13 protein-coding genes are annotated in these 14,172 nt (G+C 54.1%); 7 read left to right on the forward strand and 6 right to left on the reverse strand.

Going from position 1 to position 14,172, the window contains the following annotated elements; translation table 11 throughout:
- Positions 1-109: 109 nt before the first annotated feature.
- Entirely contained in the window at positions 110-790 is a 681-nt protein-coding gene (locus BC440_RS11340; RefSeq protein ID WP_007089920.1) for a Crp/Fnr family transcriptional regulator, read from the reverse strand.
- A 252-nt stretch (positions 791-1,042) separates the two neighbouring features.
- On the opposite strand from BC440_RS11340, the gene BC440_RS11345 reads away from it, so the two are divergent.
- Together BC440_RS11345 and ggt are read left to right on the forward strand one after the other, a co-directional pair.
- Positions 1,043-1,879, forward strand: a complete 837-nt coding sequence (locus tag BC440_RS11345; RefSeq protein ID WP_071240182.1) for an alpha/beta hydrolase — start codon at positions 1,043-1,045, stop codon at positions 1,877-1,879.
- Positions 1,880-2,028: 149 nt separating this feature from the next.
- Positions 2,029-3,804 carry a gamma-glutamyltransferase gene (gene ggt, locus BC440_RS11350; RefSeq protein WP_247643566.1) on the forward strand — a complete coding sequence of 592 codons (1,776 nt, stop codon included), beginning with the start codon at positions 2,029-2,031 and terminating at the stop codon, positions 3,802-3,804.
- Between the two features lie 57 nt (positions 3,805-3,861).
- On the opposite strand, the gene BC440_RS11355 is transcribed toward ggt, so the two are convergent.
- Both BC440_RS11355 and BC440_RS11360 read right to left on the reverse strand, forming a co-directional pair.
- Positions 3,862-4,533, reverse strand: coding sequence for an HAD family phosphatase (locus tag BC440_RS11355; protein WP_247643567.1), 672 nt, complete (start codon positions 4,531-4,533; stop codon positions 3,862-3,864).
- Between the two features lie 23 nt (positions 4,534-4,556).
- Positions 4,557-4,910, reverse strand: coding sequence for an ArsC/Spx/MgsR family protein (locus BC440_RS11360; protein WP_071240184.1), 354 nt, complete (start codon positions 4,908-4,910; stop codon positions 4,557-4,559).
- Positions 4,911-5,054: 144 nt separating this feature from the next.
- Between BC440_RS11360 and dusA the strand changes: the two genes are divergently transcribed.
- The 5 genes from dusA to BC440_RS11385 all read left to right on the forward strand — a co-directional run bounded on the left by dusA (position 5,055) and on the right by BC440_RS11385 (position 11,456).
- Positions 5,055-6,050: a tRNA dihydrouridine(20/20a) synthase DusA gene (dusA, locus tag BC440_RS11365; protein WP_071240185.1), complete on the forward strand. Its 996-nt coding sequence runs from the start codon at positions 5,055-5,057 to the stop codon at positions 6,048-6,050.
- On the forward strand, positions 6,047-8,080 hold the full coding sequence (gene mnmC / locus BC440_RS11370; protein ID WP_071240186.1) for a bifunctional tRNA (5-methylaminomethyl-2-thiouridine)(34)-methyltransferase MnmD/FAD-dependent 5-carboxymethylaminomethyl-2-thiouridine(34) oxidoreductase MnmC: 2,034 nt from the start codon (positions 6,047-6,049) through the stop codon (positions 8,078-8,080). The genes dusA and mnmC overlap by 4 nt, the downstream gene beginning before the upstream one ends.
- Positions 8,077-9,273 (forward strand): 3-phenylpropionate MFS transporter, encoded by a 1,197-nt coding sequence (locus BC440_RS11375; protein WP_071240187.1) that lies wholly within the window; start codon positions 8,077-8,079, stop codon positions 9,271-9,273. Before mnmC ends, BC440_RS11375 begins: the two co-directional genes overlap by 4 nt.
- A gap of 25 nt (positions 9,274-9,298) precedes the next feature.
- Positions 9,299-10,156 (forward strand): class I SAM-dependent methyltransferase, encoded by an 858-nt coding sequence (locus BC440_RS11380; RefSeq protein ID WP_071240188.1) that lies wholly within the window; start codon positions 9,299-9,301, stop codon positions 10,154-10,156.
- Between the two features lie 118 nt (positions 10,157-10,274).
- Complete coding sequence (locus BC440_RS11385) at positions 10,275-11,456, forward strand: MFS transporter (protein WP_071240189.1); 1,182 nt, start codon at positions 10,275-10,277, stop codon at positions 11,454-11,456.
- A gap of 23 nt (positions 11,457-11,479) precedes the next feature.
- Here BC440_RS11385 and BC440_RS11390 read toward each other — a convergent pair whose 3' ends face one another.
- Genes BC440_RS11390 through BC440_RS11400 form a run of 3 tightly spaced genes read right to left on the reverse strand, consistent with a single transcriptional unit; the run spans position 11,480 to position 14,155 of the window.
- Positions 11,480-12,028: a GNAT family N-acetyltransferase gene (locus BC440_RS11390; RefSeq protein WP_348769615.1), complete on the reverse strand. Its 549-nt coding sequence runs from the start codon at positions 12,026-12,028 to the stop codon at positions 11,480-11,482.
- Entirely contained in the window at positions 11,991-13,160 is a 1,170-nt protein-coding gene (locus tag BC440_RS11395; protein ID WP_007089930.1) for an ABC transporter permease, read from the reverse strand. Before BC440_RS11395 ends, BC440_RS11390 begins: the two co-directional genes overlap by 38 nt.
- The gene (locus BC440_RS11400; protein ID WP_007089931.1) at positions 13,157-14,155 is read right to left on the reverse strand and encodes an ABC transporter permease; all 999 of its coding nucleotides are present in this window, start codon (positions 14,153-14,155) and stop codon (positions 13,157-13,159) included. Before BC440_RS11400 ends, BC440_RS11395 begins: the two co-directional genes overlap by 4 nt.
- Positions 14,156-14,172 lie beyond the last annotated feature (17 nt).

Below are 14,172 nucleotides of genomic sequence, written 5' to 3' on the forward strand. Positions count from 1 at the left end.
CTGTTTTTCTATCCTGTACGGCCAAAGGTTTCTGTGACACCCGTCACAATTGGCGAAACAATTTCGACTTTCTGTCGACATTTCATCATTTCGCAACCGATTTGACCAATCAATGGATCGACTCACTCAGGAATTCTTCCAGACGTCGTACATCGGGAACGTAAAGACCGGTATCATTTTTGGTCACCAGTCCCTTACGCGCCAGACTGCCCATAACACGCGCAACCGTCTCGCGCGATGTGCTGACACGCCCGGCAATGTCGGAATGAACCGGCACCGGGTTTAACGTTGCCGATCCATCCCCTGCAATCGCGATCTGTGCGCAGCGCAGAATTTCCGCCACGACACGTTCGTTCGCGCCAAGGGTACTGACATCGACAATCCGCCGGGTCGACGTCCGCACGATACGCGCGAGTTCATGAATGACATTCCAAGCGACAGATGGGTGGTTCTTGACGACTTTTTCGAAATTGGCCGGACTGACAATGGCAACATCGGTATTGGTAACGGCCAGCACACAAGCCGAACGGGGTTCACCATCGATGGCCGAAAGATGGCCAACACAGCCGCCGGCCCCGATTTCCTCCAGCGTGATTTCACGTCCCGATAGCGAATAATTCACGATCCTGACCTTACCCGACAGGATCAGATAGACATCCGAACTGTCCGATTCCGGTTCAATGATCTGCGCACCGGCCGAAAATGTTTTTCGATTGATGTGCCGTTCGACATCCGCAAGTGCGGCTTGATCAAGCCCCGCAAGAATACCGACCACCGATAATTCTACCATCTACCCCAGCTTTTCCATGCTCTCGTTTTCATCGTTTTACCGGTTCATCACGAATGTGACCGATACCGACTATCCCCTTAGGATCATATGCAAAGCAGTCGGCACTGACAATCACCGGCAATCAATTTCGGGGCTATTTTCAATACAATTGTATGACCATACTCTATCCAAACGAATGCTGCGGATGCGAATCGTCGATTTTCATGTTAGATTATATGGATCCCTACACAATTCGCATGCAGGAGGCCTGCCATGAGTCCCGAATTGGAAATTTTTCGCCGTAACCCAGGCAACAAGCCCAAATGTAAAAACCCAATTGTTTTCGTCCATGGTGCGTTTACCGGTGCCTGGTGCTGGAACGAGCATTTCCTGACCTGGTTTGCCGATCAGGGGTTTGAAACCATCTCATTTTCACTTCGCGGCCATGGTGGCAGCGGCGGACGCGACTTGCGCAGTCTGGCGTCGATTGATGATTATGTCGAAGACCTTGAAACCGTTGTCGATACGCTGGGACAGAAGCCGATCCTGATCGGGCATTCGATGGGTGGTTACATCATCCAGAAATATCTTGAAAAACATAAGGCCGCCGCTGCGGTACTGATGGCATCCGTCCCACCGGAAGGCCTTCTTGCCAGCAACACCATGATGGCGATGGCAAAGCCCGATCTTTATCTTCAGATGTTCTGGCTTCAGGCAATAGGACCGCACACCCTGCTGCGAGACAGGCTTGGGCGTGCCATGCTGTCGCCCGACATCGCCGAGGACGAAGGCATGATTTATTTCGGTCGCCTTGAAACGGAAAGCCACCGCGCCCTGATGGATATGATGGGCGCCAATCCTGTGTTTCTATCGCAAACAGATCTGCCGCCGATACTGGCCATCGGGGCACGCAATGATGAGATCATTCAAAGCGAGCTGGTCAATCATACCGCGAAGCGTTTGGGCGCGGATTGCATTCTGCTTGATGATATCGCACACGCGATGATGCTTGACGCAAAATGGGAAAAAGCAGCATCCCAAATAGCCAAATGGCTTGAAAAAAACGTGGTCGAAAAACAGGACAGTACCTCAAAGAAGTCCGCAGCCTGATTGATTACAAAAAACGAATTCAGTTTTAAAGGCAGGATGTTAGCGCATTCTGCCTTTTGTTTTTCTGAACGTCCCCAACTGTTTTCTTTTTAATCACCACCATTTCTGGAAGCATGGGCCATCAGAACTACAACAAAAAGGTTGATGACATGCCCCACATGATCAAAGGTTTCCGTCTGCGGTCCTTTCTGCTGAGCAGTGCAACGGCGATATTGCTGACACTGCCGGTCCATGCACAACAGGCCACGGATGCGATTGCGCCCGAAAGTGCGACATCGCCGGTCTCACATCGCGACGCTGTTCGCGCCCCGAACTGGATGGTTACGGCGGCCAACCCGCTGGCGGTTGAAGCCGGTGCAAATGTGCTTCGTCGCGGCGGCAATGCCATTGATGCCATGGTCGCCGTTCAGACAATGCTTGGACTAGTTGAGCCACAGTCGTCGGGACTGGGGGGCGGTGCCTTTCTGGTTTATTTTGATGCACGCAGCGGCAAGCTGACAACCATGGATGGCCGCGAAACGGCGCCGATGGCTGCCACATCGACCTTGTTTCAGACCGAAACCGGCGAACCAATGGAATTTTATGATGCGGTTGTCGGCGGTCGGTCCGTCGGGACACCGGGAACACCGGCATTATTGAAAACCGCGCATGAAAATTGGGGCCAACTGGAATGGCCCACATTGCTGTCCCCTGCCATAGAGCGCGCCGAAATCGGTTTTAATGTCTCCCCTCGCCTTGCCGGACTGATCGCCGAGGATGCCGAAAAGCTCTCGCGCGATGACACCGCAAAGGGCTATTTCTTTGACAGCAATGGCGCGCCGCTTGAAGAAGGTGCGCTTCTGAAAAACCCGGAATATGCCAATACCCTTAAGGCGTTGGCACAAAACGGTACTGACGGGTTCTATTTTGGGCCAATTGCCAATGACATCGTTAACAAGGTTCAGAGGGCAAGCTGGAATCCCGGTGTTCTGTCCCTGAAAGACCTTGCCAATTATACTGTCAAGGAACGTGATCCGGTTTGCGCCGATTATCGCGGATATGAAATATGTGGAATGGGACCGCCATCATCCGGCGCCCTGACGGTCGGGCAGATACTTGGGCTGATCGAACCGTTTGATATTGGTGATTTCGGCCCCAAATCGCCGGAAAGCTGGCGATTGATTGGTGATGCATCACGTTTAGCCTTTGCTGATCGCGGGCGATATATGGCTGATATCGATTTTGTGCCGATGCCTTTGACCGGATTACTGGACAAGGATTATCTGGCGCAAAGATCGAAGCTTCTGGAAAGCGACCAGGCGCTGGAAAGTGTGGAACCGGGCATGCCCGCGTTCAGCCACGCCATGCGGCTTGCCGATGATGAAGCAATCGAATTCCCCAGCACCAGCCATTTTTCAATTGTCGATGCCATGGGTAACGTTGTGTCGATGACCACCACCATTGAAAACGGCTTTGGGTCGCGCCTGATGGTGCGCGGCTTTATGTTGAACAATGAACTGACCGATTTTTCGTTCAAGACACACAGCAACGGTGTGCCGATTGCCAATCGGCTGGAACCGGGCAAACGCCCGCGTTCTTCCATGGCGCCGACAATCGTCATGCAGGAAGGCAAACCGGTTATCGCCGCCGGGTCACCGGGCGGATCGCGGATTATCGGGTATGTCGCACAGGCGCTAGTCGGGATGATTGACTGGGGCATGGACCCGCAGCAGGCCATCAACATGCCCCATCTGATCAACCGGTTCGGAACCTTTGATATCGAGGCCGGAACAGAGGCCGAGGCTCTTGAGCCATACCTTCAGCAACGCGGTTTCAAAACCCAGATCCGCGATCTTAATTCCGGTTTGCACATCATCCGGATTACCGATCAGGGTCTGATTGGCGGGGCAGATCCACGACGCGAAGGCATTGTTATCGGCGGGTAAATATAGATTTCGATGATTTGAGGACGGGCGGCATCGATTGCGATGCCGCCTTTTTTGTCAAGCAAGCCAATCAGCCAGAAAGTCACGTAATGCCAGATGATTTTCTGCGACATAATGCGCCCCTGCCCCGCGCAGAGCATCCGCCGATGTCAGATCGACCAGACCGATTGTCGTGGCCCCCGATGCAACACCGGCGCGCACGCCGCTGATGCTGTCGTCAATAACCACGCATTCGGTGATGTCGATACCGATTTTTTCAGCAGCCAGCAAATAAACATCGGGGGCCGGTTTTGCATGTTGCACATCATGGGCGGAGCATATCCGACCACGAAAACGATCCAGCAACCCGACCTTGCCAAGCGATACATCCATTTTGTCATGCGGGCCGTTGCTACCGATTGCCATCGGGATCCCCTTGGCATCCAGAAGGTCGAGAACAGGATCAAGGTCTGGATATGGCTTCAAATCTTTTTCAAATGATTTGAAGGTTCTGGCATAACATTCCTTAATCCAGTCGTCAGGCAAGGTCACGCCAAAAGATTCGGCCATTTTGGGTGCAACAGCCGCCAGCGTGCCACCGATAAAGAATTGGTGGCTTTGCGCCGGGGTCATGTAACAGCCATATTCGCATAACAGATCGGTCAGAACCCTGTTTGCCAGGTTTTCGGTATCAACCAGAACACCATCACAATCAAAGATCACGCCGCGCACGACAGGTTTTTTAGTCACACTCGCGTCCATCATCCTGTCACTCATGCCCCAGCCAGTTCGGACCAGCGCCCTTCGTCATAGGCAACCGTGCGGGTTGTGCCGAAATCGACAACCGGCCGTTTGATCACGGTCGGATTGGCCGCAAGGATGACGGCGGCCGCCGCATCGTCATTTTCAAGCACGGCCTTGTCGCCCTCGGAAAGATTACGATAGCTTGGCCCGCGTTTATTGATCAGGGTTTTGCCGCCGACTTCGGCAAGCCACCCTTCGATGGTTCTGGCATCAATTCCGTCAATGCGGAAATCATGAAACTTGTGATCAATCCCCTTGGCGTCGAACCATTTAAGGGATTTTTTGACTGTATCGCAGTTTTTGATGCCATAGACCGTAATCATGAATGCTTCCTGTATGTCGCGCAATGTGCGATGCAGCCATGCATCGCCGAATGGGTTTTGACCCTAAATCCCGGAACATATATAAAGACCGCGCCCGGAAATCGGCAACCCCATTCACGTGCTCAGGTTCAGGAACAACTCGGTATGACTGTCAATCGGCGTATTTCCGTCGCCCCGATGATGGATTGGACAGATCGGCATGATCGCTATTTCTTGCGGCAGATCAGTCGGCATGCGCTGCTTTATACCGAAATGGTTACCACGGGTGCGATCATCCATGGTGGGGCGGCCTGGCATTTGCGCTATAACACGGCAGAGCATCCCGTTGCCCTGCAACTGGGCGGCAGCAACCCCGATGATCTGGCGCGTGCCTGCGAGATTGCCAATGATTATGCCTATGACGAGATCAACCTGAATTGCGGTTGTCCGTCGGATCGCGTACAGAACGGGGCATTTGGTGCTTGTCTGATGGCGACCCCCGATGTCGTGGCAAATTGCGTCAAAGCGATGATTGGCACCAGTGACGCACCGGTAACGGTTAAAAACCGCATCGGTATCGACGATCAGGAAGATTACCCGTCGCTTAAACGGTTTGTGGAAACCGTGGCGGATGCCGGGTGCAGAACTTTCATCGTGCATGCCCGCAAGGCATGGCTGAACGGGCTTAGCCCCAAGGAAAACCGCGAAGTCCCGCCGCTTAAATATGATCTGGTTTACCAGTTGAAACAGGAATTGCCGGAACTTGAAATCCTGATCAATGGCGGCATCAAGACACTGGATGAAACCGAAGAACATCTGAAACAGGTGGACGGCGTGATGATCGGGCGGGAAGCCTATCAGAACCCCTATGTGCTTTCGGATGTGGATCGGCGTTTTTATGGCGATGATACAAAGCCCTTAAGCCGTCATCAGGTGGCAGAGGCGATGTTGCCCTATATCGACGAACATCTGAAATCGAACAACGGGACGCTTGGCCATGTGACGCGGCATATGCTTGGCCTGTTTCAGCAGATGCGCGGAGCCAAACAATGGCGCCGGTATTTAAGCGAAAATGCCCATCGCAAGGGCGCGGGTGTTGATACGGTGCGCGAGGCACTGGCACTGGTTTCCAAAGAAGATGCCGAGGCATTGTCTGCATGAGCGCAGATGAACAATCGCCCGAAGCCGCGAGACAAACCGGCGGCATTACATGGCGGGAAGGCAACGTCCCCTTTTCCCCGCAATTTGGTGATATCTATTACAATCCAAAAAACGGATTGGCCGAAACGCAATATGTGTTTGTTGCGGGCAATAACCTGCCCGAGGCATGGCAAAACCGCGAGAATTTCACGATTGGTGAAACCGGCTTTGGCACGGGATTAAATTTCCTTGCCGCGTGGGATTGCTGGCAAAAGGACCCGGCGCGGTCCAAACGGCTTCATTTCGTATCGGTCGAGAAATTCCCGCTGACGCGTGATGCGATGGCGCGCGCGCATCAGAACTGGCCGGAATTGGCCGAAATTTCTGACCAACTGGTCACACAATGGCCAACCGGAACGATGTTGCCCGGTGTGCACCGGTTTGATCTGGGCGATGGTTCGGTCACGCTGACACTCCTGATCGGGGATGCGATTGACTGCTATCGAGATTATCACGGAATGGTCGATTGCTGGTTCCTTGACGGTTTTGCCCCGTCGCGCAATCCCGATATGTGGCGACCGGAATTGTTCACCGCCCTTGCCGCGGTATCAAGCCGTGATGGTGCCACCCTTGCGACATTCAGTGCAGCACGCATCGTGCGTGACGGGCTGGAACAGGCCGGGTTTGAAGTCGCCAAGCGCAAGGGATATGCCTATAAGCGCGATATGATCACGGCCCGCCTTGCCCCGAAAGGGACCGATGAAAACGCAGATCGCGGCAAAGGAATGGACGAAAACCCTTGGTTTGTATTGCCAAAAATGACGGATAACAAACGTGTCGCGATCATTGGCGGCGGCATGGCCGGGGCTGCCTGTGCACGGGCGCTTCAAAATCGCAGATGTGCGGTTACGCTTTTTGAAAAATCCGAACGCTTGGCGAATGCGGCATCTGGCAATCCCATCGGGATGCTTGAACCCTATTTCACCGCTGATAACGCCATAACAGGACGCTTTTACGAAGCGGGCTTTCGATACAGCCAACGACTGGTGCGCAGCTTGTCCGTGGCGGGCAAGATCGAAGCCGATTTTTGCGGCGTATTGGATCTGATTTCCAGCCAGCGCGACGAAGAGCGTCAGGCAGGCATGATGCAGCGCCTGCCGGACAGCCCCGATCTGGTTCATATTCTGGACCGTGAAGCTGCGAGTAGCGCCTTTGGGTTGCCGCTGCCCCATGGCGGCTTGTTTTATCCTGGTGCTGGCTGGGTCAATCCACCATCGCTGGTGACCTGTCTTGCCAGCGGGATCGAGTGCCACATCAACACACCGATTGCTGCAATTTCCGAAGATGGTACAGACAAGGTCCTGCATTCGGTTGAGGGGCAGGAATTTGGCCCCTTTGATGCCGTGATCATTGCCGGTGCGACCGAAACAACGGGGCTTGATCAAACCGCATGGCTTTCAGACTATCTGCGCCCGGTACGCGGGCAGATCAGTTACTTTGACGACAGCGCATTGCGCGAATGCTACGGCGATGCCAAAATTCGCTGCGTGCTCAGTCACAAGGGTTACCTGACACCGGCGCGTGCGGGTGTCCATGTTTTTGGTGCGACATTTGATCGCAATGATGATCAGACGGACCTGCGCGAAACTGACCATGCCCATAACCGCCGACAGTTGGGCCGCGTCCTGCCCGAGCTTGCCGATAGGCTGGAAGCGATAAAACTTGACGGTCGGGCGGCATTGCGGACCACAACCCCGGATCACCTGCCGATGATCGGTCCAGCACCGGATTACGATGCCTATCTTTCGGCCTATCACGATATAGACAAAGGGAAAAAGGCGGCGCGATATATCGATGCGCCTTACCACAAAGACATGTATATCTGTACCGGATTTGGCGCGCGTGGGCTGATCGCAGCCCCTCTTGCCGCCGAAATAATTGCCAGCGAGATTTGCAATATGCCCCTGCCGCTCGAAAAGTCCCTGATGGATGCGATCCATCCCGCACGGTTCATCGTGCGTGGTCTTAAACGGCGGCAAATCACGGCATGATCAACAAGCACGTCCTTCCGTCATTTGACGACCCGCGTATGAAAACCGCAACCGTGCTTGCGCTGTTTTTCGTGGGGCTTTTCCTTATTCAGGGTGTGTTTCTGCCCTATTGGCCGGTCTGGTTGAAAAGTCAGGGATTATCGGCGGGCGAGATCGGTATTTTGCTGTCCCTGCCCAACTGGGTTCGGGTTTTTGCCGACCCATTGATTGCGCAGCGCGCAGATCGCACCGGCAATCGTAAGACACCGATGTTGTGGCTGGCGGGGATTTATGTCGTTACGGTTCTTACCTTTCCGGTATCGAGCAATTTCTGGTGGCTGGCCGGATTATCCGTGATCATCGGCTTTAGCTTTGCACCGTTATTGCCACTGGGTACAACGATTACGGTTCATGAATGCAAGGCCAAGGAACTTGACTACGGCCGGGTTCGGCTTTGGGGATCGCTTGCCTTTATCGCGGCATCCTATGGCGCGGGATGGGTTCTTGACGGCACATCTACGGCCTGGATTGTCTGGATGCTGTTTATTGCCGGGATTGTAAATTTTGCCATCGTCACTCGCATGCCCGATCCACAAACCGACCGTCCGTTGCGGTCCGGTTCGTCGATCATTTATCTGCTGCGCAAACCCGTTTTCCTGATTTATCTCGGCTGCATCGGTTTTGCGCAAGGGTCGCACGGCACCTATTATAGCTTTGCGTCTGTCCATTGGGAAAATGTCGGCTATCCCCATGATGTGATCGGGGCGTTCTGGTCCATCGGGGTGATTGCCGAAATTGCCCTGTTTGCCTTTGCCGGGAAATATGTGCGCGGTCGGCATCCGGGGATTTTGTTTGCCATCGGAGCGGCGTCAGGCGTGCTGCGCTGGGCTTTTCTAGGCATGACCGATAATTTCTGGCTGATTGTTCTTGTGCAACCCTTGCACGCCATGACATTTGGCATTACCCATCTGGCGGCTGTCAGCTTTATTGCACGCGCGGTACCGACCCAGCTGGCAACATCGGCTCAAAGCCTGATGGCGACATTATCCATGGGTGTTTTTCTTGGCAGTGCGATCTGGGCATCGGGACCGCTTTATGATCATTTCGGGTCGCATGCCTATTACGCCATGAGCGGACTTTCGATTGTTGCGTTCTTCTTTGCGCTTTGGCTAATCAAGCGTTGGCGCGGCGAAGACAACACGTTTTGTGAATGACCGGGACATGCCTGGGGGAAATCTGATGAGCAATCTTCCGCTTTCACGGAAATGGCGCCGTTTGAAACTGGGGCTTAGGACGCTTTTGACGGCGTCGCCAGCCGGTTATTTCATTCCGTATCGCTATGCCGCCGAAACGGCCAGTACCGTTGGCCGACCGCATTATCCGGCAATCGAGGCCATGATGGATCACGCGGCACCGACCATGAAGGCGTGGCTGACCAAGGCCAACAAATATCAGGACGCATTTGCCAGTTTCGGCAATGCCACCCCACCCGATCCACGTTGGCAACAAAGCTGGTTCCCGCGACTAGACGGGATGATGGCCTATGTCCTGACGCGTGAATTTCGCCCGGAACGGATTATTGAAATTGGATCGGGCCATTCAACACGGTTTTACTATCGCGCCATTCTTGATGGTGAACTCGACACCATCTTTCACGCAATTGATCCGGCCCCGCGTGCCGATATTGCAGCCCTGCCGATCACGATAGAACGCGGCATCGTGCAAAAGGCCGATCCGGCTGTGTTCAAGACATTGTCGGGTGCGGATATTCTTTCGATTGATTCAAGCCATATCCTGATGCCGGGCACGGATGTTGATCTGCTGTTTTCAACGGTCATACCGGCATTGCCCAGTGGGGCGATCATTCATATCCATGACATCACCCTGCCCGATGATTATCCGGAAATCTGGCAATGGCGCGGATACAATGAACAGCAGGGTGTTGCAGCGTTGCTGGCAGGTAACGGGTTTGAAATCCTGTGGTCGAGTGCCTATGCCAGTACACGCCTGAATAACATTATTGCAAACTCCATCGCCAATGGCATTCATCTGCCTGATGGGGCACATGAAACCAGCTTGTGGTTGCGTAAAAAGTAGTTCAAACAGGATCAGGATCCATTCAAACCGTATTGACGGAAATGACGGGGCAAAAGCCCCGCAAGCCTGCCGGGAAAACGTCTTTCCACCCGAACCACGGTTAATCAGGATTAAATCGATGTCGCGAACAGATGCTCCGGGTCTTGGCCGGGGACTGGCCTTTGTCATGGCGGTTGCTGCCGGTCTTGCAGTTGCCAATATTTATTATAATCAACCGATGCTTGGCATCATTATGGCCGAGTTCAATCAAAGCGGCACTGCGGCCCTGATCCCGACCGCAACGCAGTTGGGATATGCAGTTGGTCTGTTTTTACTCGTCCCGCTTGGCGATCTGTTTGACCGACGCAAACTGATTGTTATCCTGTTCCTGTTGCTGGCACTGGTTCTTGTAATCGAAGGATCGGCACCAACGGATTATATTCTGTTTATTTCTTCAATATTGCTTGGTGCCTGTTCGACGGTGGCCCAGCAAATCATTCCCTATGCAACAGCACTGACCCCTCCCGAAAACCGCGGAAAAACCATTGGCACGGTCATGGCGGGTTTGCTGTGCGGTATTCTTCTGAGCCGGACACTGGCGGGGTTTGTGTCGACCCATCTTGGCTGGCGCGAGATGTTCTGGCTTGCCGCCCCGTTGGCCGTTCTAGCCGCCATCGTGATGGCCGTGATGTTGCCAAAGGACAAGGCGCGGACCTCCATCGGCTATGGCGAGGCGCTTTTATCCGTGCTGTTCCTGTGTAAACAGCTGCCTGCCCTTCGCCGGGCTACATTGACGCAAGCCGCCCTGTTCGGATCATTTTCGGCCTTCTGGACCATATTGGCCCTGCATCTTCAGGAACCCGATTATCAGCTGGGGGCCGATATCGCCGGGCTATTTGGGGTTTTGGGCGCGATTGGCGTTCTGGCAGCCCCCCTTTCGGGCCGGTTGGCAGACCGATATGGTCCTGCGCGCGTCATTGCCGCCGGTGTCATCATTTGCGTGATTTCGTGGCTGGCATTCGGGCTTTGGACAGCTCTTGCAGGGTTGATCGTCGGGGTGATCATTTTGGATTTCGGCGTGCAAAGTGCGATGATTTCCAACCAGCATGTGATCTTTGGCCTGCTGCCAGAGGCCCGCGGCCGGATCAACACCGTTTATATGACCGGTATGTTCCTTGGCGGTTCATTCGGCTCAGCCGGGGCGACCTATGCATGGGGACTGGGCGGTTGGCCTGCGGTTTGCGGTTTCGGGCTCGCACTTTCGGTGATTGCGATGGTGCCCTCGATGGCCCAACTGCGATCAAAGGCTACCGCGCAATAATGCAAAAGGCCCCGCAGAATCTGTTATTTCGGGTGGCGATAAACCAAGTCACCCGAATGATATCCCCGAGCATCCCTATCCAGCGTCGCTCCCAACCGTTCTGCAAGCCTTATCGAACGCACATTATCGGGATCGATGTAACTAACTAGGGTTGTTAATCCTCGGACATCAAAGGCCCATTTACGCATCGCAATTGCTGCTTCACGAGCGAAACCTTTTCCTTCGGCATCGGGATAAAGAAGCCAGCCGAGTTCATGTTCGGGGAACAGCGGGCCATAATTTATTCCGACCTGCCCGACGCAAACACCGATGGACTTCACATCGATCATCAATGCACCATGCCTCAGCAAACACCACTGCGCTGCGTCATTACAGAACATACCCCAGGCACCTATTGTATCGAATGGGCCGCCCATGTGAACGGAGCGCGAGGAACCAAGCATTGTTTCATAAGCCGGCCAGTCCTCCATCCTCATTGGTCGAAGGATTAGGCGTTCTGTCTCAATTCGCGGGATATCGCAGGTTACCATGAGATTAATTCTTGTAGGGATCGGCCGCATCGCGCAGGCCATCGCCAAGGAAGTTGAACGCCAGAACAACGATCACCACCGGTACCACCGGCAACATCAGCCATGGATAGACAGCAACGGCGTTGATGTTCTGGGCCTCGTTTAACAGCACGCCCCAACTGGTGACAGGTGCCCGGAGGCCAAGACCAAGGAAACTGAGCGCGGTTTCGCCAAGGATCATGTTCGGGATCGAGAGGGTTACCGACGCGATCAGGTGACTGGCAAAGTTTGGCAGCAGATGACGGGCAATGATGCGTTTTGGCTTGGCCCCCATCAGACGGGCGGCAAGGGCATAGTCTTCTTCACGCAGTGCCAGAAGTTTCGAACGTACCGCGCGGGCAAGCCCCGTCCAGTCGATCAAGCCCAGAATGATCGTGATCCCGAAATAGATCAAAACCGGGCTCCAGGTCACCGGCAATGCTGCTGAAAGTGCCATCCATAACGGAATTTCCGGCATCGAGCGGATGACTTCGATCAGGCGCTGCGCGCTTGCATCGACCCAGCCGCCGTAATATCCCGCCGCCCCGCCGATCAGGATGCCCAGAATGAAGCTTACGGCGATACCGACCAAACCGATGGTCAGCGACACACGCGCGCCGTAAATCATGCGCGACAACATGTCGCGTCCCAGACGATCCGTACCCAACAAGAACAGGGTTCCGTCCTCGGCCGGGCACATGACATGAAAATCGGCCTCGAACAGGCCCCAGAATTCATAGGGATCGCCGGAACAGAAGAAGCGGATTTTTTCAACGCGGCTGTCGCTTGGCGTATAGATCGGTTTCAGCGTTTCCATGTCAATCGAGAAATCGGTGCCATAGGTAAACGGCCCGACAAATTTCCCGTCGTGAAACAGGTGGATCGCTTGCGGTTGATGATGGATGTATTCGGAATTCCGGGTTTCCTGTGCATACGGTGCCAGGATTTCGACAATGAAAACGGATGCATACATGATCGCCAGAATGATCAGCGAAACATACGCCAGCCGATGGCGTTTAAGCCGCCACCAGATCAGCTTCCACTGCGATGCGAGATAGTATTTTTCCTGCGCGGGTGTCAGTTCCTCACGATCCCAGGGATCGAAGGGCGCGGTATCAACGAAATGCTCGTTACGTTTATCGTCGCTGCGGCTCATTGCGATACCCCTCCTTGCAGACGAATTCGGGGATCAAGCCATGCAAGAAGCAGATCGGACACAAACATGCCGATCACCGTCAGCAATGCCAGAAACATCAGGAACGATCCGGCCAGATACATGTCCTGACTTTGTAGGGCGGCAAGCAACATCGGCCCGGTTGTTGGCAGCGACATCACAACAGATACCAAAACAGAACCCGATACGACCTGAGGCAGGATATTGCCAATATCGGCGATAAACGGATTCAAAGCCATGCGCAGCGGGTATTTGAACAAAACGCGCGTTGGCGACAAGCCCTTGGCATGGGCCGTGACAACATATTGTTTGCCAAGTTCATCAAGAAGATTGGCACGCAGGCGCCGGATCATCGACGCGGTCCCGGATGTCCCGATCACCAGCACCGGCGCCCAAAGATGTTCGGCAACCGACATGATCTTGGCAAAAGACCAACCCTGATTGATGAATTCCGGGTCCATCAGACCGCCGATGGAAGTCCCAAACACAACATTGGCGTAATAAAGCAGGATCAACGCAAACAGAAAGTTCGGCATGGCAAGGCCGAGGAAACCGAGCAAGGTAAATCCGTAGTCGCCCCAGCTATATTGGCGGGTTGCAGAATAAATCCCGATTGGGAAGCTGACGACATAGATGAACAGAACCGTGCTGAAATTCAGAACGACCGACAACCACAGACGATCCCCAACCACCTCGGTAACCGGCAGGTTATATTCAAACGAGAAACCAAGATCGCCGTGTAACAGCCCCCACGCCCAATCGAAATATTGCTGCCAGAGCGGTTGATCGAGACCGTATTGCTGTTTGAGGAAAGCAATTTTGGCAGGATCGACCGCCTCGCCCTGCGCCTGCAATTCATTCAGATAGGTGGACAGGAAGTCGCCCGGCGGCAATTGAATGATAATAAACACCAGCACGCTGATGAAAAACAGCGTGGGCATCATGACAAAAAGCCGTCTTGCCAAGAAAGTCAGCATCGGCGGTTAAGCTCCCC

Origin of the sequence: Thalassospira sp. MIT1004, assembly GCF_001858545.1 — a bacterium.
Taxonomy (GTDB): Bacteria; Pseudomonadota; Alphaproteobacteria; order Rhodospirillales; family Thalassospiraceae; genus Thalassospira; species Thalassospira xiamenensis.